Here is a 20,091-nt window from a genome sequence, read left to right as displayed (position 1 = left end):
GACCATCGGCTTGGCGATTGCGGGATGGGTGCGTTGCACGACTGGTTGCATCATGGGGGAAATATCGCCGCGGCGCAGGCGCATTTCGGCCAGGGCGCAGCCGACTGGATCGACCTGTCGACCGGGATCAACCCCGATCCCTGGCCGGGGGCGGCCGATATCAGGGTCGACTGGCGCGCACTTCCCGCGCCCACCGCACTCGCCGAACTGGAGCACGCCGCCGCCGCGCATTTCGGCGCGCCGCCCGACTATGTCTGCGCGGTGCCGGGCAGCGAGATGGCGCTGCGCCTGCTGCCGCTTCTGGGGCTGCCGGACGACGCGCTGATCGCGAGCCCCGCTTACCGCACCTATGCCGACGCCTTTGATGGCGCGCGCAGCGCCAGCCGCGACGCGGTGCTGGCGCATGCCGGCCATGCGGGCACGCTGGTGATCGCCAACCCCAACAACCCCGATGGCGAGACAAGCCCGGCCGAGACGCTCCACCACCTTGCCGAGACGCAGAGCGCGCGGGGCGGGTGGCTGATCGTCGACGAGGCGTTTGGCGACTGCATGCCCGAACTGTCCGCCGCGCCGCTGGTGGGCGCGGGATTGCCGCTGATCGTGACACGGTCCTTCGGCAAATTCTTTGGGCTGGCGGGACTGCGGCTCGGCTTCGCCATCGCGCCGCCCAAGCTGATTGCGCGGCTGCGCGCGTTCGTCGGAAGCTGGCCGGTGAGCGCAGGCGCCGTCGCGATCGGGGCGGCGGCCTATGCCGATGCGGCGTGGATTGCCGCCACGCGCGAAAGCCTCAAAACCCAGGCAGACCGGCTCGATAGCGTGCTGCGACGTCATGGCCTCAGCCCGCACGGGAACTGCCCGCTCTTCCGGCTGGTGGAGACGGCAGATGCGTCGGCGCTGTTCGAGCGGCTGGCGCGCGCGGCGATCCTGACGCGCCCGTTCGACTATGCACCCCATTGGCTGCGCATCGGCCTGCCGGGGGGCATGGAAGCGCTTGACCGGCTCGACAGGGCGCTTGGCGATGGCTGAGCCGATGGCGGTGCTCGCACTCATACTCGACGCGGCGATCGGCTGGCCTGACGCGCTCTACCGGCGCGTGGGGCATCCGGTGGGGGGCTTTGCGCGGCTGATCGCGCGCTGCGACCGGCGCTGGAACCGGCCCGACAAAAGCGATGCGACGCGCCGCATGCTGGGGGTGATGACGGTCTTGCTGCTGCTGGGCATGGCGGGGGGCGGAGCCTGGGGCCTTGCGCTTATTGCCGAGCAATGCTTCGGGCGCTGGCACTGGGTGGCGACCGCGATCCTCGCCTTTCCCGCGCTCGCGCAGCGCAGCCTTTATGATCATGTCCGCCCGGTGGGGCAGGCGCTGGCCGCCGGCGACCTGCCCGCCGCGCGCCGCGCGGTGGCGATGATCGTCGGGCGCGACACGCGCGATCTGGACGAAGCCGGGGTGAGCCGCGCGGCGATCGAAAGCCTGTCCGAAAGCTTTTGCGACGGGGTGGTTGCGCCGCTCTTCTGGCTGATGCTGCTCGGGCTGCCCGGCATCTGGGCGTATAAGGCCCTGAACACCGCCGACAGCCTGATCGGGCACAAGGAAGCGCCTTATACGCATTTTGGCTGGGCCGCCGCGCGCGCCGACGATATCGCCAATTTCATCCCCGCGCGGCTCGCCGGGCTGCTGATCGCCATCGCGGGCGGGCGCGGGCTGGCCACGATGCGCCGCGACGGGCGCAAGCACGCCTCCCCCAATGCCGGATGGCCTGAAGCGGCGATGGCGGGGGCGCTGGGCGTGCGGCTGGCCGGGCCCGTCGCCTATGACGGGGTGGTGCTGGACAAAGCCTGGATCGGCGGCGAGGGACGCGATGCGGAAACACGCGACCTCGCGCGCGCGCTGATCATCTACAAAAACGCCTGTTTCCTGTTGTGGATCGGCGCAGGGAGCATTGCATGGGCGCTTTGATGCTGCAGGGAACGGGGTCCGATGTCGGCAAATCGGTGCTGGTGGCGGGGATCTGCCGCGCGCTCGCCAATCGCGGGCTCACCGTGCGCCCGTTCAAGCCGCAGAACATGTCGAACAATGCCGCCGTCACCGCCGATGGCGGCGAGATCGGCCGCGCGCAGGCGCTGCAAGCGATTGCCTGCCGGGTGCCGCCACACACCGATATGAACCCCGTGCTGCTGAAACCGCAGGCCGACCGGACATCGCAACTGGTGGTGCACGGCCGGGTGCGCGGCAGCATCCATGGCGGCAATTTCCGCGAGGCGCGCAAGCCGCTTCTGGGCCATGTGCTCGAAAGCTATTGGCGGCTGCGCGAACAGGCGGACATCGTGGTGATCGAGGGGGCGGGATCGCCCGCCGAGATCAACCTGCGCGCGGGCGACATCGCCAATATGGGCTTTGCGCGCGCCGCCGGGGTGCCGGTGATCCTGGTCGGCGATATCGACCGGGGCGGGGTGATCGCCGCCGTGGTCGGCACGCGCACCGTGATCGCGCCCGAGGATGCGGCGATGATCCACGGGTTCCTCATCAACAAGTTTCGCGGCGATATCAGCCTGTTCGAGGATGGCTATCGGCAGATCGAGGCGCTTTCGGGCTGGCGCGGCTATGGCGTGGTGCCGTGGCTGACCCCGGTCAAATATCTGCCGAGCGAGGATGCGGTGATTTTGGAGCGCGGCGCGGCGAAGGGCGCGGGCCGGGTGCGGATCGCCTGCCCGATATTGCCGCGTATCTCCAATTTCGACGATCTCGACCCGCTCGCGCTGGAAAGCGCGGTGGAACTGGTCTGGGTGAAGCCGGGGACACCGATTCCCGCCGATATCGACCTTGTGATCTTGGCCGGATCGAAATCGACGATCGCCGATCTCGCCGCGCTGCGCGCCGAGGGCTGGGATATCGACCTGCGCGCGCATCACCGGCGCGGGGGTGCGATATTGGGGCTGTGCGGCGGCTATCAGATGCTGGGACGGCGGATCGCCGATCCCGACGGCGTCGAGGGGCCGGCGGGTGCGGTCGACGGGCTGGGGCTGCTCGATATCGAGACCGTGCTGACCGGCGAAAAGACGCTGAAGCCGGTGACCGGCCATGCGATGGGCGGCGCGCTTTCAGGCTATGAAATGCATATGGGCCGCACCCATGGCGACGACTGCGCGCGGCCTTATGCGCAGATCGACGGCGGCACGGCGGACGGCGCGATCAGCGCGGACGGGCGGGTGATGGGCACCTATCTCCACGGGCTGTTCGAACAGCCCGGCCATCGCCGCGCCTTTCTGGAGCGATTGGGCGTTGCGAGCGACGGGCAGCATCACGGCACGCAGATCGACCGCGCGCTCGACGCGATTGCCGCCGAGCTGGAACGCCATGTCGATATCGACGCGATGATCGCGCTGTCAGCCGAGGCGCGTGGCAATCAGGGCGATTAAGAGCAGCGTTTCGAGCAGTTCGATGCCGGCGCCGTGGCAATCGCCCGAAATCCCGCCCAACTGGGTGCGGAACCAGTAATAGCCCGCCGCGATCAGCGGGAAACCCGCCCAGAGCGCAGGCACGAACCAGCCGGCCGCAGCAAGGGCAAGCCCCCAGACAAGGATTGCCGGCAGGCTGACGCCATGACGGAAGCGCGCGGCAAGCCCCTGATGGAGCGGGGGGAGCCAGCGCGTCCAGACCAGCGGCGCGATCCGCGCGGCGAACGGAATGAGGATAAGCGCGAGCCAGTGCTGCCCGAGCACCGCGGCGTGGACCAGGACGAGCTTGGCGAGCATCTGCAGAACGATCGCCATGACGCCGAAGCTGCCGATATGCGGATCGGCCAGAACCTCGAGAAAACGGGTCTTGTCCCCATGCGCCGCACCGCGCGCATCGACCAGATCGGCGAGCCCGTCGAGATGCAGCCCGCCGGTGACGATGACCCACGCGACGAGCCCGGCAAGCGCGCCCTGCCACGGGCCGATATAATTGCCGAGAAACGCCGCCCCCGCGACGCAACCGCCGACCACCAGCCCGGCGGCGGGAAACCAGCGCATCGCGCGCGCAAAATCATCGGCGCTGGCCTCAACGCGCGGGAGCGGGATCCGCGTCAGGAACTGGAGCGCGAGGATGAGGGGCTTCATGGCCAGAGCCCGACGATCTGCGCCATCGGGCGCTCCCCCGGCCAGACGCGCAGCGACAGCATGGCGGCATAGGGCAGATCGAACGCCCAGCCCTGCGCGACCGAAAAGCCGCACAAGCCGGCAAGCGCGGCGCGCATCGCGCCGCCGTGGCAAACGACCAGCGTTGAATGCGGCTCAAGCGCGCCGATCGCCACCGCCACGCGCGCGCAAAGCGCCGACCAGCTTTCGCCGCCGGGGGGCGGACTGGCGTCGGGATCGGCCCAGAAGGCGGTGAGCCGGGTCTGATCGACCTCGGCCGGGGCGCAACCGTTCCAGACGCCGAAATCAAGTTCACGCCAGCGCGGATCGATCAGGGGCGCCATCCCCCGCTCCTCTCCGATGGCGCGTGCGCAGTCCCCCGCGCGCGCCAGATCGGAGGTGACGAGACGATCGAACTCGACCAGCCGCGCCTGTTCCAGGCACGAGATTTCGGCCCTGGGAGCCAGCGCGACGTCATTATGGCCGTGGAGGCGGCCCGGCTGTTCGGGCGTGCCGTGGCGCATCAGATGGAGGAGAAAGGCGGTCATGACGCGGTTGCGATCCCCGCCTCGGCAAAGGTCGCCATGCCGTTATGGACGGCGACCGCCGAGCGGATGATCCCGACCGCAAGCGCCGCGCCGCTGCCTTCGCCCAGCCGCATGCCGAGCGCGAGCAGGGGCTGAAGGCCAAGCGCCTGCAACAGCGCGGCATGCCCCGGTTCGGCCGAGACATGGCCCGCGATGCAGTGCGCCGCGATATCGGGCGCGGCGCGGAGGAGCGGCGCGAGCGCCGCGCAGCTGATAAAACCATCGACCACCACGGGAACGCGGCGGCGGCGCGCCGCAACCACCGCACCCGCCATGGCGGCAATTTCGCGCCCGCCCAGCGCGCAGAGAATCTCGAACGGGGTGGCGTCGTCACCCAATGCATGATGCGCGAGCGCCTGTTCGATCACCGCGATCTTGGCGGCGACGCCCGCACCGTCGAGCCCAGTGCCCGGCCCCGTCCATCCAGAAACCGCACCGCCAAGGCTGGCGGCGCAGAGCGCGGCGGCGGCGGTGGAATTGGCGATCCCCATTTCGCCGATGGTGAGCAGATCGAGATCGCCCTCCACCGCCGCCGCGCCAGCATTGAGCGCGGCTAGGCATTCCTCGGGGTCCATCGCGGGAGCGTGCGTGAAATCGCGCGTCGGGCGATCGAGATCGAGCGGGACGACGACCAGTTCCATGCCATTGGCGGCGGCGAGCGCATTGATCGCAGCCCCACCCGCCTCGAAATTGGCGACCATCTGGGCGGTCACTTCGGCGGGATAGGCGCTGACGCCGCGCGCCGCGACGCCGTGATTGCCGGCAAAAATGACGGTGCGCACATGACCCAGCTGCGGGCATTCGCGCCCCTGCCAGCCGGCGAGCTGGACGGCGACATCCTCCAGCCGGCCGAGCGAGCCGAGCGGCTTGGTGAGCACGGCCTGGCGCGCGCGCGCCGCCATGGCCGCCGCCTCATCGGCGCCGGGCAAATGGCGCAGCGCATCGGAAAAAGCGGCCGGATCGGCGAAGGCGCGCGTCATTCGGCGACAAATCCAGCGGGGGGCGTGCGCGTGATGAAATGCCCCTTCACGCCTTCGGGCCAGTCGGCAAAGGGCACACGGCCGAAATCGCTGTCGGCATAGAGCGCGGCATATTCGAGGATCGCCTGCGCGGCGTCCGCCCCCGGTTCGAATCCGCCGAGCACATAGCCCACCTTGTCGGGCGCGCGCAGATGGATGGTGCAGGCGCGGCTGCACGCGAACAGGCACGGCATTTCCTGCACCGCGACCTTGTCAAAGCGCGGATCGGCGGCCTTGGCCGCGCGCAGCGCATCGACCATATGCGCGCCGCCCCGGCGGCCATCGGGACCATTGGTCTTGTCCGCCGAAAAACGGCAGGTGTTGCAGGCCACGACAGCGGGGCCGTCTTCGACGCGGGTCAGCATGGGCGGGTGTTCCGAAAGGCGGTGGCAAGGAGATGGGTCACAAGGCGGCTCCGATAGGGGTGCGGGGTCATACAAGTTCCGCCGTGCGGGCGGAAACGGGTTTCCAGGGAAGGACAAAGGCTTCGCCGTCATGGTGGCCATAATGGCCGGTGACGCCGTAGAAGCGCCTGATTTCAGCGTTGCCGAGCACGTCCATCGGCGCGCCGTCCCGGACCAACCGGCCATTCACGAGCACGATCAGCCGATCACAGAAGCGACTGGCGAGCACGAGATCGTGGAGCACGACGATGACGAGCGTTCCGCGCGCGGCCTCGGCACGCAGCAATTCCATGATGGTGAGGCTGTAGCTGGGATCGAGCGCGCCCATCGGCTCATCGGCGAGGAGAACGGGTGCCTCGACCGCGAGCGCGCGGGCGAGCAGAACCCGCGCGCGCTCGCCCCCCGAAAGGCGGGTGACGTCACGATCCGCCATGGCGGCGACGCCGGTGCGCGCCATCGCGCGCGCTACCGCGGCCGCATCGCCCGGCGTGGTACGCGCAAAGCCCGCCTGATAGGGGGTGCGCCCGAGCCGGACGATATTTTCGACCGAAAGCGGCCAGTGCACGGTATCGCCCTGCGGCAGATAGGAGATCCGCCGTGCGGCTTCGCGCCGGGGGAGCGCATGAACATCGGCGCCGTCGAGCAGGACACGGCCTTCACTCAGCGGCAGCAAGCCCGCCACCGCGCGCACCAATGTCGACTTGCCCGCGCCATTGGGGCCGACCAGCCCGATCAAATTGCCGCTGGTGGCGGAGAAGCCGACATCGCTGAGGATATTCTTCTGCGCCAGCGGCACCGAACAGGCGTCGACGGTAAGGATCGTCATGTCATGGCCTTTCGCAGATGGTGGACGAGATAGAGGAAGAAGGGCGTGCCGATGAGCGAGGTGAGCACGCCGAGCTGCAATTCGGGGCCGACCGCGATCAGCCGGATGAGGATATCCGCCGCGAGCACCAGCGCCGCGCCGCCGAGCATGCTGGGCAGGACCAGCCGGCTGGGGACATGATCGACGAGCGGGCGGAGGAGATGCGGCACCATCAGCCCGACAAAGCCGACCGATCCTGCCACCGCGACGCCCGCGCCCACCGCAAGGCTGGTGCCGGTGATCGCGAGCCAGCGCGTCCGCTGAACATCGAGCCCGAGGCTGCGTGCGGCTTCCTCCCCCAGGGACAGGCTGTTGAGCGCGGGGGCGGCGGCGAGCAGCATCGCCATGCCCGCAAGGATGAAGGGCGCGGCAAGCCAGACCTCGGCAAAGGTGCGATCGCGCACCGAACCCAGCAGCCACATCGCGATTTCGCTGACCGCCCAGGGATTGGGCGAAAGGTTCATCGCGAGCGAGGTGAGCGCCACCGATACCCCGCCAATGCCGACCCCGGTAAGGATGAGCGTGAGCGTCGACGCCCGGCGCCGCGCGGCGACGAGAAGGAGCGCGGTCGCCGCCGCGCCGCCCGCCATGGCGCAGAGCGGCAGCAGCAGCGGATGGATCGCCATCAGCCCGAAATAGATCGCGATGACCGCGCCGAGGCTGGCCGCGCCGGTGATCCCCAGCGTTCCGGGTTCGGCGAGCGGATTGTGCAATATGCCCTGGAGCATCGCCCCCGCCCCGCCGAGCGACGCGCCGAGCAGCACCGCGAGCAGCATGCGCGGCATGCGCAGTTGCTGGACGATGGTGACGGTGGGTTCATCCGCCAGCCCAAAGGCGCCGGCGACGAGATCGTTCGTGGGGATGACGACATAGCCGATGCGCAGCGAGGCCAGCATCAGCGCGGTGAGCAAAAGCAGCAGAAAGAGGTTGAGGCGCAGATCGTGCGCATGGGCAGGCGGGTTCTGCATCATGCGCCTCCCGTCATGCGCGCGCGCAGCGGGGCGCGCTGTGCGGCGAGCCATTTGACCGCCTCGGCCAGCAGCGGGCTGCCGCAATTCCAGTATTTTCCGGGGACGGAGAGGATCGGCCGGTGCTGTGCCTTGCCCCAGAGCAGCGGATTGCGCCGCAGCACCGTGCTGCTGGGCGCGGCCCCGTCGAAATAGCTGACGGCAAAGGCGGAGGGCGGCGCGCCGATCACGCGTTCGAGCGGCACCCCGCCCCAGCCGGGCGGGCCCCATTCGGCCTGCAGATTGCGGTAGCCCGCCGCCTGGAGTGCGGCATCGACAAAGGTGCCTTCCCCCGCGCCGCCGCCATCGGGGCGGTAATAGATGATGGTCGGCCAGTGCGCGCGCGGCTCGGACGGGCGGGCAGCGGCAAGCGTAGCGCGCATGTCGGTGAGCACCGCCTCACCGCGTTCGGGCCGGCCCAGCGCCTTAGCAACATCGCGCGTCATCGCCGCGATTTCCGCCCAGTCATTGGCGAAGGGGAGCGGCAGCACCGCGATTCCGAACCGGTCGAGCGCCGCCATGGTGCGCTTGTCCATCATGTCGCTCGTCACCAGAAGCCTTGCGCCCGATGCGAGGATTTCCTCGGCCGAACCGCGCGTGGCGGGGATACCACGCGCGCGCGCCGCATAATGCGACAAGGGCCCGGTGGCCTGTGGCGACACGGCGGCGATCTGCGCGCGCGGGGCGAGCATCAGCACCATCTGGTCGGCGCACAGGCCGTAAGAGGCGACCCGCACCGGGGCGGCGATTGCCGATGCGGAAAAGAGCCCGAGGACCGCGCCAAACAGTGCGATCGCCCGGCGCGGGTTCACTTGCCGAACCCCTTGCCGAGCCTGTCGCGCCCATCGGGCAGGGTGCCGGCATAGCGTTCGAGTACCAGCTGCCAGAGCGCGAGACGGCCGAAATCGGGGGTCTCGGCGATCCCGTCGTCCGGGGTGAGGAAGGGATTGGGAAAGAAGATCGCGATCGTCGATTCGCCGCGCCCGTTCACCGCGCGCAGCGACCAGGTGACGGGATGGCCCGCGCGGTCGAGCCCGCGTTCGAGCCAGACCCGGCCGGGGCGGCGATGCGCGATCAGTTCGGGCGGGGTGGGATTTTCGGGCGATCCGCGATTTTCGCCGATGCACAGATGGAAATGCCCGCCCGATCCCCAATGGACGGTGAAATAGCCGCCGCTGACGGTGATCGATTGGGGCGCGCCGGGGCAGCGCAGTTCATAGGCGCCGCCTTCGACCATCGGGCCGAAGGTAAGCTGGTGCCAGTGATTTTCGAACAGATCGCGAAACAGCGTTTCGAGAAAGGCCTGATCGGTGGGAAGCGGCCAAAATTCGGCGAGGACGCGGCCGTCCTCGGCGGTCTTGTGCTCTACGGCAATGGGGTGCGGCATGGCTTAGGGTCTCCGGGTGGCGCCGCGCGATCTTTTCGATAAAAATCGCGCGGCGCCGGGGGAAGCAGGGAAGGATCAGAAGCTGAGGCGGACGCCGCCATAGGCGCTGGCGCCCAGCGTGTTCTTGCCGAAGCTCATCTGATACTGCTTGTCGAAGAGGTTGAGCACGCGGGCATAAAGCTCGACCGTGTCGTTCAGCCGGTATGATCCGAGCAGATCGAAGACCGCAAAGCCCGCAGTGGCACCACCATAGCTCGATTCATTGCGGCTGCGATAACGCGCGCGGCCGGTGAGCGAGACGCCGTCATAGGGGGTGACGGTGACCGCGGTGCTGCCCGAATTCTTCGGACGCCCCATGTCGAGATAGACGCCGTCCTCGTCGCCATCCTCGCGCGCCTTGAGATAGGTGTAGCTCTGCGCGATCGACAGCCAATTGGTGGGGCGCACCGTCATGCCGATCTCGACGCCCGATTTTTTGGTGCGGCCGAACTGCCCATAGCCGCCATAGGGCGGGATCGACCCGTCGAACACGATCTCGTTGCGGACGCGCGCGAAGAAATAGGAGAATTGCGCGGTAAAGGCCTGACCGAAACCAAGGTCGAACCCGACATCGCCGCCCTTCGAGGTTTCGACCTCGAGATTGGGATTGCCATATTGCGGATCGAACAGCTGATAGAGCCCGGGCGCCTTGGCGCCGGTGCCATAGCTCGCGCGCAGCTTGATATCGGCCGCCGACATCGCATCGGTGATGAGATAGGCGGCGGTAGCGCGATAGGTGTCGAACGACCCGAAACGGCTGTGATCGTCCACCCGCGCGGCGCCGGTGAGGGTGAGGTTTTTGAGCGGGCGCAGCGCCAGTTCGCCGTACACCGCCGAGGTGTTCACCGACGCATCGAAATTGCCCGAATAGTTGGTGACCTGATCACTCTTTTCCCATTCCTTGTTCACGCCCGCGGCGACGCTGACGAACGATCCGGAATCATAATTGGCGTTGAGCGCGACGACGTCCTTGGTGCCCTTGTAGAGATCGCCTTCGGGCTTGTAGGAATTGCCGAAATAAAGGCGCCGCGCGACATAGCGGCTGGCGGTGAGATCGGCGTGGAAATGCCCGTCATCGCTGCCATAGCGCGCCTGCCCGGCATAGGCATATTCACGCTTGCGCACGGTGTTTGCGCTGTCCGAATTGGTGTTGTCGAGATCGGAATGCGCGTCCTGCCAGAATCCGATCAGCTGGAGTTCGAGATTGTCGGTCGCGGCGACGCCCAGACGCCCGCTGAACCCGTAGCGCCAATATTCGTCGCGCTCGGTTGCGCTGCCCGTGGCGGGATCGGCGAGCGAGGGCCCTTTGTGCTGATAGCCGGTGGCGGTGAGGCGGAAATCGACCGCGCCCTTCTTGCCAAGGATCGACGCGCCGCCGTTCAGCGTATCATGCGCGCCATATTCGCCCTCGGCATTGACCGAGATGCCTTCTTCGGTCGCGCGCTGGGTGATGATGTTGACCACGCCGCCGATCGCGTCCGAACCATAAAGCGAGCTCTGATTGCCGCGCAGCACCTCGATCCGCGCGATATCGCGCGTGACGAGGTGATCGGACTGATATTGCGTGCTCGTCGAGCTGGGATCGCCAAGCTCGATCCCGTCGATGAGGAAGAGCACCTGATCATTGTCCGATCCACGGATGCTGACATTGGTATTGTCGCCGGGGCGGTCGGTGGTCAGCTGGACGCCCGCGATCATCTGGAGCAGATCCTTGGCGAAGGGCGCCTGGCTTTCCTTGATGTCTTCCTGGGTGACGATGGTGACCGCGCTCCCCACCTCGCGCGCGGCGAGCGGGATGCGGCTGGCGGTGACGAGGATCTCGTTATCGGCGGAATCGGCCGCGAATGCGGGTGCGGAGACACCCGCGAGCAAGAGACCGAGCGTTACATATTTCATTTCTGTTTCCCCCGCGCCTGAGCAAATCGGACGGGCGGGGGCGTGCCGTGCGCGAACGAACGGTCGGCGCGCGTCGGCAAACGGGCGCGACGGGCGCTCGCCGACAGGCACCGATGCGGCCCCAGCCACATGGTTCGTCGCTCAGACGGAGAAACAACCGTGCCTTGGCCATCCCCTGGACCGAGGCAAGAGCGACCGCAACGCCGGCAGGTCTCCTGGCTCGCGGGTCTTCGCTTGATGCACACCTTCCCAGATCATGGGCGCATTCGGCCCGGATCCAGTGGCTGCCCCTCGAAAGGGCCAGTGCATCGCGCTCTCCGCTTACAGTTGCAGGGACAGCCGCGGATTTGGATGGCCATGCCACCCGCACCGCATTCCCGAATTAAGCCCGATCAAGGGCACCGGCGCGATCTGTATCGGACGCCGTAAAGGCGCCCGGACGGCCTGTTAGGGCAAAAACCGCCGCGCGAAAAGGGGGCTTGGTACAGGGCGAGAGGCTGCGTGAACTTTTGCTGCAAACGAAACGACTTGCTTGAAACGGGCAGCGAAAACAGCATTCTGGCCCGCAATATCCGATGGGAGGTTTCCGATGCCGTTTCGCGCCAGCCTAATTCCGGTGCTCCTTGCCGCCACAACCGCACCAGCATTCGCCGCGCCCGCCGAAACCCCCAGCCGCTATTTCGAGGGCAAGGACCTGTTCGGGCTGGAGGTGGCGAGCGATCCGCAGATCCGCCCCGATGGCGCCATGATCGCCTATGTCCGCCGATCGAACGACATCATGAGCGACAAGGCGCGCCCGTCGATCTGGCTGATCGATACGCGCACCGGCGCGCACACGCCGCTCATTGCCGGGCCGGGCGCGCACAGCCAGCCGCGCTGGTCCCCCGATGGCAAGCGGCTGGCCTATGTCTCGGCCGGTGACGGCGATGCGCCGCAGCTGTTCGTCCGCTGGATGGAAACGGGCGCGGTGGCGCGCGTAACCGGCCTGCCCGACAGCCCGCAAAGCATCAGCTGGTCCCCCGATGGGACGCGGCTCGCCTATATCATGACGGTGCCCGACGAGGGGACCAAGCTCGGCAAGGCACCCGCCAAGCCCGAGGGCGCCAATTGGGCGCCCCCGCTCGAGGTGATCGACAAGGTCGTCTACCGCAATGACGGCGGCGGCTATGTGACGCCGGGCTTCGACCATATCTTCACCGTATCGGCCGAAGGCGGGCCGCCGCGCCAGCTGACCTTCGGCGCGGTCCATGATGGCGGGCCGCTGGCCTGGGCGCCCGATGGCAAAACGCTCTATTTCAGCGCGGTCCGCACCAAGGACTGGGAACGCGAGCCGGTGAACAGCGAGATCCATGCGCTCGATATCGCCACCGGCGCGCTGACCGCGCTCACCAGCCGCGAAGGACCCGATGGCGCGCCCGCCATTTCGCCCGATGGCAGCCGGATCGCCTATATCGGGTTCGACGACAAGCGGCTCGGCTATCAGAATGCCGAACTGTACGTGATGAACCGCGACGGTTCGGGATCGCGCTCGCTCACCAAGGCGCTGGATACGAGCATCGACAAGGCGGTCTGGGCGGCGGACGGGCGCTCGCTCTATATCCTCTACGACGCGCGCGGGCAGAACCGCGTGGGCCGCGTGACGCTGGACGGCAAGGTTTCGGCGGTCGCGACGGGGCTGGCCGGAAGCGGGCTCGATCGCCCCTATAGCGGCGGCGATTTCAGCGTTTCGAAAAACGGCACGGTGGCGTTCACCAGCGGCAGTGCGTTGCGCCCCGCCGATATTTCGGTGGTGCAGGGCGGCAAGACGCGGCGCCTGACACGGCTCAACGAGGATATGCTCGGCGCCAAGGCGCTTGGCCAGGTGCAGGAACTGGCGGTCACCGCGCCCGATGGACGCCCGGTGCCCGCCTGGATCGTCACCCCGCCCGATTACCAGCCAGGCAAGCGCTATCCGCTCGTCCTCGAAATCCATGGCGGGCCGCACACCGCCTATGGCCCCAGCTTTTCGACCGACAACCAGCTCTATGCCGCCGCCGGCTATGTCGTGCTCTATACCAATCCGCGCGGATCGACCTCTTATGGCGAGGAATTCGCCAACCTCATCCATCACAAATATCCGGGCGAGGATTATGACGACCTGATGGCCGCGGTCGATGCCGCGATCGCGAGCGGCTATGCCGATCCCGACAATCTGTTCGTCACCGGCGGATCGGGCGGCGGCGTGCTGACCGCATGGATCGTGGGCAAGAACAACCGCTTCAAGGCGGCCGCGACGCAAAAACCCGTGATCGACTGGGCCAGCTTTGCGCTGACGGCGGACAACACGCCCTATTTCTCACGCTACTGGTTCGGCAAATTCCCGTGGGAAGACCCGATGGCGTTCTGGAACCGCTCGCCGCTGTCGCTGGTCGGCAATGTGCAGACCCCGACGCTCGTCGTCGTCGGCAGCGAGGATTACCGCACGCCGGTGAGCGAGTCCGAGCAATATTATTCGGCGCTCCAGCTGCGCGGCGTGCCCACCGCGCTGGTGAAGATCCCCGGCGCCAGCCACGGCGGAATCGCGGCGCGCCCGTCGCAATCGGCGGCCAAGGCTTCGGCGATCCTCGACTGGTTCGGCAAATACCGCACATCGCCAGCGACACCGGCCCCGGCGCTATAATCAAAACGCCCGCGGATCGGACCTGACCGAACCGCGGGCGCCTGCACGATCTTGGGCTGTTTGCCCGGCGGATCAGGCCGCCGAGGACAGCCGGGGCGCGGTCTGCGCGGCACCCGTATCGAAGCGCGCGGCCTGATCGTTGAGCGCGACCGCCTCGGTGGTGAGGTTGCGCGCGGCGGCGGAGGTTTCCTCGACCATCGCGGCGTTCTGCTGGGTCGACTGGTCCATCGTCGTCACCGCCACGCTGATCTGGGTGATCGCCGACGACTGGACCTGATTGTCCTCGGCCATCTGGCCGAGCAGCATGTGCACTTCGGACACCCCGCCCGAAATGGTTTCGAACGCCCCGTCGACGCGCTGGACGGCATCGACCGCGGTGACGATGTCGGTCTGCGTCACGGTGAGCTGATCGCGCGCGCGCTTGGCCTCTTCCTCAGCACGCATCGCGAGCGCCGAGACGAGATCAGCGACGACTGCGAAGCCACGGCCCGCATCGCCCGCACGGCCGGCTTCGACCGCCGCGTTCATCGCAAGGACGCGGGTCTGGAAGGCGATCTTGTCGACGCCTTCGATCACCTGATCGATGCCCTTGGCGCTTTCGCTCACCCGGTCCATCGCCTGCACCGCCTCACCGGCAACCGCACGGCCGCTGGTGACGGTTTCGAGCGCTTCGTCCGCGCGGCGCACGGTCTGCGACGCGGCCTGCGCCGAGGCCTTGAGGCGCTGATCGATCTGGACGAGCGCGGCCGAGGTTTCCTCAAGGCTCGCCGCATTGGCTTCGGTGCGGCGGGCCAGGTCTTCGGAGGCCTGCGCGATTTCCTGCGAGCCCGAGCGGATGCCGCCCGCGCTGTGCGCGACCGCGCCGATCATCCGGCGCAACTCGCCGAGCGCCGCGTTGAAATTCTCCTTGAGCGCGGCATAGCCCGAGGGGAAGGGTGCGGTGATCTCGGCGGTGAGATTGCCATGGGTGAGTGCATCGAGCCCCGCGCCGACCGCGCTGGTGACGACACGCTGTTCCTCGGCCGCGCGGTGATCCGCCTCGGCGCGTTCGGCCGCCGCCAGACGGAAGACATCCGCCGCGCGCGCCATCGTGCCGATTTCGTCCTGACGCTCGAGCTGCGGGATCGTGCAATCCTCACCCTTGGCCAGCCGGTCGACCGCGTCGCTGAGCCCCGCCATCGGGCGCCCGATGATGTTGCGCGCGGCATAAAAGAGGCTGGCAAGCACCGCGCCGACGATCAGCAAGCCGCCGATGACAAGCTGCCACGCCATTTCACGCGCCGGCGCGGCAATCGTCGCTTCGGGAACGTCGAGCACCAGGCCCCAGGTGGCGTTGAGCCCATCGAGCGCGATCGGCCGGATCACGCGGCGCATGGCCACCCCGTCGATATCGAGATTGGGGAGCACGCGCGTTTCGCCGCTGGCGAGCGCGGCCTTGACCTCTTCAAGCCCCGGATCGGCATAGGGTTTGCCGAGCGCCGCCGGATCGGGGTTCGCCACCCAGGCGCCGGTGCCCGACAGCAGCATGACCCGGCCGGTGCCGAAGGGCTTGAGCGCGCCGAGGCGTTCGGACACGCTGCTCAGTTCCATATCGACCCCGGCGGCACCGATCACGCTATCGCCCGAGCGCACAGGATGCGCGATCGACGTCATCATCACGCTCTTGCCGTCGACGTCGAAGCTGTACGGATCGACGATCGCGCCTTCGCCGCTTTCGAACGCGGTGCGGAAATAGGGCTTTTCATAGGCCCCTTCCTCGTCAATCGGCACCTGATTGAGCGCGCCGGTGCTGCTCTTCACCCAATAGGGGGTGAAATTGCCGTGCCGGTTCGAACCGGCCGAACCGATCTTTGCGGCATCGGGACCATCCCATTGATCGGGGGTGATCATCGTCCAGCTGCCCAGCGCCATCTTCGATTCAAGAAGATCGGTCTTGAGCACGGTGAGCGCGACGCTGCGGTCGCGCGCACCATCGGCGTGCAGCTTGCCAAGCGCCGAGGCCATGGCGCGTGCGGTCGCTTCGAAAGCGGCGATATCGGCCTTGACTTGATTGCCCTCGGCATCGGCCTGCGCGATCGCGGATTCATCGGAAAGGGCACCGACCGCCGACCGGGTCTGCAGAACCACGGCGGTGAACCCAAGCAGGAGCAGCGTTGCGATCGCCAGCCCGGCGACCGTCATCAGCTTGCCTGCGATATGCATGCGACTGAAAAGCTCTTTCATTGTAATCGCTCCAGCAGAAAGGGTCAGAAGGCGGCGCTGATGGACAGCAGCGCAGCACCATCGGCGCGGGCACCGCGGCCGAGATCGGTATCGACATAGGCAAGGCCGACCGTGATCGGCCCGAAGCCCGCATCGGCGCCAAGCGACCAGTCATGATAGCTGCCGGCGCGGGGGCTGAGCGCGCCCCGGGTGCGGCCGCCACGCGCCTTCAATGTGAGCGGCGTCCCCGGAATGGAGGCGGCAGCTTCGCCGTAAAGATAGAGATTGTCGTCGCCAAGCGCGGCCTGATCCCAGCTATAGTTCATGCCCAGCGTCGTGCGGAGCGGGCCCAGATCGTGCGACAATTTGGCACTGGTCTCGAAAAATTCGATCTTTCCGGGGCCGCTGCCGCCGGGATAGCTGTAATAGGCGACCGCCATGTCGAGATCGGTGCGCGGGGCGATGCTCCCCGCCCAGCCCGCATAGAAATCGATTTCGGTGGCGCCGTAGCGGTCGCCCATGTCGATCGACGATCCCCAGGCGCCGATATAGACGCCGCTTTCATGGGCGAGGTTGATCGTAGCCTGGACGGCGGGATCCTTCCCGGTCAGCGAAACGCCGCGAAAGCGATAATCGCTGACGATGGTAGCGGCGCCGGAAACGGTGAATTCGGGGGTGTCGGCGGCAGTCTCAGCCGCAGCGGCGACAGGCAATAGGAATGCGATCAGGGCAAGCCCCGACGAAGTGACAAAGCGCATGAAAGTCCTCTTTTCGGGACGTTAGAAAAGCACTGTCATTATAGGAGGTTAGGAATCACCACCGGCGCACGCGGGCGGAGCGCACGCGCGCAAAGCCGCTAATGCTTTCAATTCATGTAACAAAATGTTTCTGAGAATGTTGGTGTACGGATCTTCACCATCCGTGCGGCACGGCTTTCCGCGCGGCGTCGGCAAAATGGCACATGTCGGGAAGGGCTGATAATAGATTCGCGAAAACTAAATAGCTGCAGAGTGATTGCCCGCAGCCATCACAAGAAACGACGCTACCCGTCTCGGTCAGTGCCCCGAAGTGGACGTGTTTGCGCGCACCGACCCAGACGCTCCCCCACGACTTTTTATTTAATCGCCATTCCTTTTCCCATGAAATGGACCAAGAGCACAATTGAGGCAGGTGCAATCACCCTCACGAATGAGGGTACAAGATCCCCATAAATTTCAAATAAAATTTGCGAAATCATCATCAATGAAAAAATGAATATAACTTGTAATTTACTCATTTTCGCAAGCGCCCCTGTAACCAGCGAGCTTCGTTTCTCACTTTCTCTGAAACATTTCTCTCTTTTATGAAACGGCCTACCATCCGCTTCATGCTTCAGACGTCGAGATTTGCCACGCTCAGCGCGTTTTCCTGGATGAATTCGCGGCGCGGTTCGACGACGTCGCCCATCAGGCGGGTGAAGATCTCGTCGGCGACGTCGGCCTGGGCGATCTCGACCTTGAGGAGCGAGCGGTTCTGCGGATCGAGCGTGGTTTCCCAGAGCTGCTCGGCGTTCATTTCGCCAAGACCCTTGTAGCGCTGGATCGACAGGCCCTTGCGCCCGGAGGCGAGGATCGCCTCGAGCAGTTCGGACGGGCGCGACACGGACGTGCCCTTGCCCTCGCTCAGCGCGGCGATTTCGCCGTCCTCGCCCTGCTGACCGGCCTTGGCCGAGGCGATGAGGCGCGAGGCCGAGGCATAGGCTTCGGCCTGTTCGCTGGCCAAGCCGTGGAGCTTGCGCGCCTCGGCGCTGCCAAGGAAGCTGGCTTCGATCGCGTGGTGATCGGTCACGCCGCGCCACAGCCGTTCGAGCTGATAGCCGCGATCTTCGGTCACCCGGCCCGTCCAGCGCGCTTCGGGATCGGCTGCGCCAAGCCAGTCAGCCACGCGCGCAATCGCCTCTTCGCGGCGTTCGAGCGGCAGGTCGGGGGCGAGCGCGCCCGCCAGTGCCAGCGCCTCGACGATCGCGGGGTTAAAGCGGCGCGGGATATAGCGCATCAGCGTGCGCATGCGGCGCGCGTGTTCGACCAGTTCGCGCAGATCGGCGCCCGAGCGCGCCCCGCCCTTGGTTTCGAGCACCATCGCCGACAGGCCGGCATCGACGAGATAATCGTCGAGCGCGCCGTCATCCTTCACATAGACTTCGGAACGGCCGCGCGAGACTTTGTAGAGCGGCGGCTGGGCGATGTAGAGATGCCCCGCCTCGATGATCTGCGGCATCTGGCGATAGAAGAAGGTAAGCAGCAGCGTACGGATATGCGCGCCGTCGACGTCTGCGTCGGTCATGATGACGATCTTGTGGTAGCGCAGCTTTTCGAGGTTGAAATCCTCGCGGCCGATGCTGGTGCCCAGCGCCTGGATGAGCGTGCCGATTTCCTTCGACGAGAGCATGCGATCGAAGCGCGCGCGCTCGACGTTAAGGATCTTGCCCTTGAGCGGGAGGATCGCCTGATAATGGCGATCGCGCCCCTGCTTGGCCGAACCGCCTGCGGAGTCACCCTCGACGAGGAAGAGTTCGGACTTGGCCGGATCGCGTTCCTGGCAGTCGGCAAGCTTGCCGGGGAGCGAGGCGATATCCATCACCCCCTTGCGCCGGGTAAGCTCGCGCGCCTTGCGGGCGGCTTCGCGCGCAGCGGCGGCGTCGATCACCTTCTGGATGATCGCCTTGGCGTGCGCGGGATTTTCCTCGAGCCATTCGGTCATCTTGTCCGACATCAGGCTTTCGAGCGGCTGGCGCACCTCGGACGAGACGAGCTTGTCCTTGGTCTGCGAGCTGAACTTGGGATCGGGCAGCTTGACCGAGACAATCGCGGTCAGCCCTTCGCGCATGTCGTCGCCGGTGAGCGCGACCTTTTCCTTCTTCAGCAGCCCCGATTTCTCGGCATAGCCGTTGAGCGTGCGCGTCAGCGCGGCGCGGAAGGCGGCGAGATGGGTGCCGCCGTCGCGCTGCGGGATGTTGTTGGTGAAGCAGAGGACGTTTTCGTAATAGCTGTCGTTCCACTCGAGCGCGACCTCGATGCCGATACCGTCACGCTCGCTCGAAATCGCGATGGGATCGGCGAAAAGCGGGGTCTTCGCGCGGTCGAGCCACTGCACGAACGCGCCGATGCCGCCTTCGTAGAACAGTTCATGCTCTACCTTTTCCTCGTGCCGGGCATCGACCAGGAACAGCCGCACGCCCGAGTTGAGGAAGGCGAGTTCGCGGTAGCGATGCTCGAGCTTCGAAAAGTCGAATTCGGTGATCTTGAAGGTGGCGGGGCTGGGGAGGAAGGTGACGCGCGTCCCCTTCTTGCCATTGGCCGGGCCGATAACCTTGAGCGGCGCCTCGGCATCGCCGTGGCGGAAACGCATATAATGCTCTTCGCCGTCGCGCCAGATGTTGAGATCGAGCCATTCGGAGAGCGCGTTGACGACCGAGACGCCCACGCCGTGCAGGCCGCCCGACACCTTATAGGCGTTGTCGTCCGAGGTGTTCTCGAACTTCCCGCCCGCGTGGAGCTGGGTCATGATCACCTCGGCGGCGGACACGCCTTCTTCGGGGTGGATGCCCGTCGGAATCCCGCGGCCATTATCCTCGACCGAGACCGAGCCATCGGCGTTGAGCTGGATGATGATCCGGTCGCAATGCCCGGCCAGCGCCTCGTCGATCGCGTTGTCCGACACTTCGAACACCATGTGGTGCAGGCCCGAGCCGTCATCGGTATCGCCGATATACATGCCCGGCCGCTTGCGAACCGCATCGAGGCCCTTCAGGACCTTGATCGACTCTGCACCATATTCATTGGCATTCGGATTTTGTGCGGGATCGTTACTCATCAGAAATCCATAGCGAAGCACTTGGCAAAACCCAAGCGAAACCGGCGCCCGAACC

Annotated in this window: 16 protein-coding genes and 1 riboswitch; of the genes, 4 read left to right on the top strand and 12 right to left on the bottom strand. The window is 66.6% G+C overall.

What is annotated here, in order from left to right:
* Positions 1–24: 24 nt before the first annotated feature.
* Genes cobD through QYC26_RS09210 form a run of 3 tightly spaced genes read left to right on the top strand, consistent with a single transcriptional unit; the run spans position 25 to position 3,417 of the window.
* On the top strand, positions 25–1,026 hold the full coding sequence (gene cobD / locus QYC26_RS09220) for a threonine-phosphate decarboxylase CobD (RefSeq protein ID WP_411197587.1): 1,002 nt from the start codon (positions 25–27) through the stop codon (positions 1,024–1,026).
* Positions 1,019–1,957: an adenosylcobinamide-phosphate synthase CbiB gene (cbiB, locus tag QYC26_RS09215; RefSeq protein WP_317511940.1), complete on the top strand. Its 939-nt coding sequence runs from the start codon at positions 1,019–1,021 to the stop codon at positions 1,955–1,957. The genes cobD and cbiB overlap by 8 nt, the downstream gene beginning before the upstream one ends.
* Positions 1,945–3,417: a cobyric acid synthase gene (locus tag QYC26_RS09210; protein WP_317511939.1), complete on the top strand. Its 1,473-nt coding sequence runs from the start codon at positions 1,945–1,947 to the stop codon at positions 3,415–3,417. The genes cbiB and QYC26_RS09210 overlap by 13 nt, the downstream gene beginning before the upstream one ends.
* On the opposite strand, the gene QYC26_RS09205 is transcribed toward QYC26_RS09210, so the two are convergent.
* The 9 genes from QYC26_RS09205 to QYC26_RS09165 all read right to left on the bottom strand — a co-directional run bounded on the left by QYC26_RS09205 (position 3,385) and on the right by QYC26_RS09165 (position 11,323).
* Positions 3,385–4,101 (bottom strand): adenosylcobinamide-GDP ribazoletransferase, encoded by a 717-nt coding sequence (locus QYC26_RS09205; protein WP_317511938.1) that lies wholly within the window; start codon positions 4,099–4,101, stop codon positions 3,385–3,387. The genes QYC26_RS09210 and QYC26_RS09205 overlap by 33 nt on opposite strands.
* Positions 4,098–4,667 (bottom strand): histidine phosphatase family protein, encoded by a 570-nt coding sequence (locus tag QYC26_RS09200; protein WP_317511937.1) that lies wholly within the window; start codon positions 4,665–4,667, stop codon positions 4,098–4,100. The genes QYC26_RS09205 and QYC26_RS09200 overlap by 4 nt, the downstream gene beginning before the upstream one ends.
* The gene (cobT, locus tag QYC26_RS09195; RefSeq protein WP_317511936.1) at positions 4,664–5,686 is read right to left on the bottom strand and encodes a nicotinate-nucleotide--dimethylbenzimidazole phosphoribosyltransferase; all 1,023 of its coding nucleotides are present in this window, start codon (positions 5,684–5,686) and stop codon (positions 4,664–4,666) included. The genes QYC26_RS09200 and cobT overlap by 4 nt, the downstream gene beginning before the upstream one ends.
* Positions 5,683–6,090 carry a DUF1636 domain-containing protein gene (locus QYC26_RS09190; protein ID WP_317511935.1) on the bottom strand — a complete coding sequence of 136 codons (408 nt, stop codon included), beginning with the start codon at positions 6,088–6,090 and terminating at the stop codon, positions 5,683–5,685. The genes cobT and QYC26_RS09190 overlap by 4 nt, the downstream gene beginning before the upstream one ends.
* Before the next feature lie 67 nt (positions 6,091–6,157).
* Complete coding sequence (locus QYC26_RS09185) at positions 6,158–6,955, bottom strand: ABC transporter ATP-binding protein (RefSeq protein WP_317511934.1); 798 nt, start codon at positions 6,953–6,955, stop codon at positions 6,158–6,160.
* Positions 6,952–8,016 carry an iron ABC transporter permease gene (locus QYC26_RS09180; RefSeq protein ID WP_317511933.1) on the bottom strand — a complete coding sequence of 355 codons (1,065 nt, stop codon included), beginning with the start codon at positions 8,014–8,016 and terminating at the stop codon, positions 6,952–6,954. Before QYC26_RS09180 ends, QYC26_RS09185 begins: the two co-directional genes overlap by 4 nt.
* Positions 7,962–8,813, bottom strand: a complete 852-nt coding sequence (locus QYC26_RS09175) for an ABC transporter substrate-binding protein (RefSeq protein WP_317511932.1) — start codon at positions 8,811–8,813, stop codon at positions 7,962–7,964. The genes QYC26_RS09180 and QYC26_RS09175 overlap by 55 nt, the downstream gene beginning before the upstream one ends.
* Positions 8,810–9,388: a hypothetical protein gene (locus QYC26_RS09170; RefSeq protein ID WP_317511931.1), complete on the bottom strand. Its 579-nt coding sequence runs from the start codon at positions 9,386–9,388 to the stop codon at positions 8,810–8,812. Before QYC26_RS09170 ends, QYC26_RS09175 begins: the two co-directional genes overlap by 4 nt.
* 75 nt (positions 9,389–9,463) lie before the next feature.
* Positions 9,464–11,323 (bottom strand): TonB-dependent receptor plug domain-containing protein, encoded by a 1,860-nt coding sequence (locus tag QYC26_RS09165; RefSeq protein ID WP_317511930.1) that lies wholly within the window; start codon positions 11,321–11,323, stop codon positions 9,464–9,466.
* Positions 11,324–11,510: 187 nt separating this feature from the next.
* Positions 11,511–11,744, bottom strand: a riboswitch (cobalamin riboswitch).
* A 168-nt stretch (positions 11,745–11,912) separates the two neighbouring features.
* Here QYC26_RS09165 and QYC26_RS09160 point away from each other — a divergent pair.
* Entirely contained in the window at positions 11,913–13,982 is a 2,070-nt protein-coding gene (locus QYC26_RS09160) for a S9 family peptidase (RefSeq protein ID WP_317511929.1), read from the top strand.
* A 72-nt stretch (positions 13,983–14,054) separates the two neighbouring features.
* Here the strand turns inward: QYC26_RS09160 and QYC26_RS09155 are convergent, their stop codons facing one another.
* The 3 genes from QYC26_RS09155 to gyrB all read right to left on the bottom strand — a co-directional run bounded on the left by QYC26_RS09155 (position 14,055) and on the right by gyrB (position 20,036).
* Positions 14,055–16,205, bottom strand: a complete 2,151-nt coding sequence (locus QYC26_RS09155; RefSeq protein WP_317511928.1) for a methyl-accepting chemotaxis protein — start codon at positions 16,203–16,205, stop codon at positions 14,055–14,057.
* A gap of 23 nt (positions 16,206–16,228) precedes the next feature.
* Positions 16,229–16,942 (bottom strand): TorF family putative porin, encoded by a 714-nt coding sequence (locus QYC26_RS09150; protein WP_317511927.1) that lies wholly within the window; start codon positions 16,940–16,942, stop codon positions 16,229–16,231.
* A 613-nt stretch (positions 16,943–17,555) separates the two neighbouring features.
* Positions 17,556–20,036 carry a DNA topoisomerase (ATP-hydrolyzing) subunit B gene (gene gyrB / locus QYC26_RS09145; protein ID WP_317511926.1) on the bottom strand — a complete coding sequence of 827 codons (2,481 nt, stop codon included), beginning with the start codon at positions 20,034–20,036 and terminating at the stop codon, positions 17,556–17,558.
* Positions 20,037–20,091: the final 55 nt, after the last annotated feature.

It is taken from the genome of Sphingomonas sp. C3-2 (assembly GCF_033025475.1).
Classification (GTDB): domain Bacteria; phylum Pseudomonadota; class Alphaproteobacteria; order Sphingomonadales; family Sphingomonadaceae; genus Sphingobium_A.
This window is presented reverse-complemented; position numbering and strand designations above follow the sequence as displayed.

Excerpts from the sequence above, each read along its gene's own strand:
- QYC26_RS09170 (WP_317511931.1), bottom strand. The coding sequence starts at position 9,388 with ATGCCGCACCCCATTGCCGTAGAGCACAAGACCGCCGAGGACGGCCGC.
- cbiB (WP_317511940.1), top strand. The coding sequence starts at position 1,019 with ATGGCTGAGCCGATGGCGGTGCTCGCACTCATACTCGACGCGGCGATC.
- QYC26_RS09205 (WP_317511938.1), bottom strand. The coding sequence starts at position 4,101 with ATGAAGCCCCTCATCCTCGCGCTCCAGTTCCTGACGCGGATCCCGCTC.
- QYC26_RS09155 (WP_317511928.1), bottom strand. The coding sequence starts at position 16,205 with ATGAAAGAGCTTTTCAGTCGCATGCATATCGCAGGCAAGCTGATGACG.
- QYC26_RS09180 (WP_317511933.1), bottom strand. The coding sequence starts at position 8,016 with ATGGCTCGCCGCACAGCGCGCCCCGCTGCGCGCGCGCATGACGGGAGG.
- QYC26_RS09190 (WP_317511935.1), bottom strand. The coding sequence starts at position 6,090 with ATGCTGACCCGCGTCGAAGACGGCCCCGCTGTCGTGGCCTGCAACACC.
- QYC26_RS09165 (WP_317511930.1), bottom strand. The coding sequence starts at position 11,323 with ATGAAATATGTAACGCTCGGTCTCTTGCTCGCGGGTGTCTCCGCACCC.
- cobD (WP_411197587.1), top strand. The coding sequence starts at position 25 with ATGGGTGCGTTGCACGACTGGTTGCATCATGGGGGAAATATCGCCGCG.
- cobT (WP_317511936.1), bottom strand. The coding sequence starts at position 5,686 with ATGACGCGCGCCTTCGCCGATCCGGCCGCTTTTTCCGATGCGCTGCGC.
- gyrB (WP_317511926.1), bottom strand. The coding sequence starts at position 20,036 with ATGAGTAACGATCCCGCACAAAATCCGAATGCCAATGAATATGGTGCA.
- QYC26_RS09160 (WP_317511929.1), top strand. The coding sequence starts at position 11,913 with ATGCCGTTTCGCGCCAGCCTAATTCCGGTGCTCCTTGCCGCCACAACC.
- QYC26_RS09210 (WP_317511939.1), top strand. The coding sequence starts at position 1,945 with ATGGGCGCTTTGATGCTGCAGGGAACGGGGTCCGATGTCGGCAAATCG.
- QYC26_RS09150 (WP_317511927.1), bottom strand. The coding sequence starts at position 16,942 with ATGCGCTTTGTCACTTCGTCGGGGCTTGCCCTGATCGCATTCCTATTG.
- QYC26_RS09185 (WP_317511934.1), bottom strand. The coding sequence starts at position 6,955 with ATGACGATCCTTACCGTCGACGCCTGTTCGGTGCCGCTGGCGCAGAAG.
- QYC26_RS09200 (WP_317511937.1), bottom strand. The coding sequence starts at position 4,667 with ATGACCGCCTTTCTCCTCCATCTGATGCGCCACGGCACGCCCGAACAG.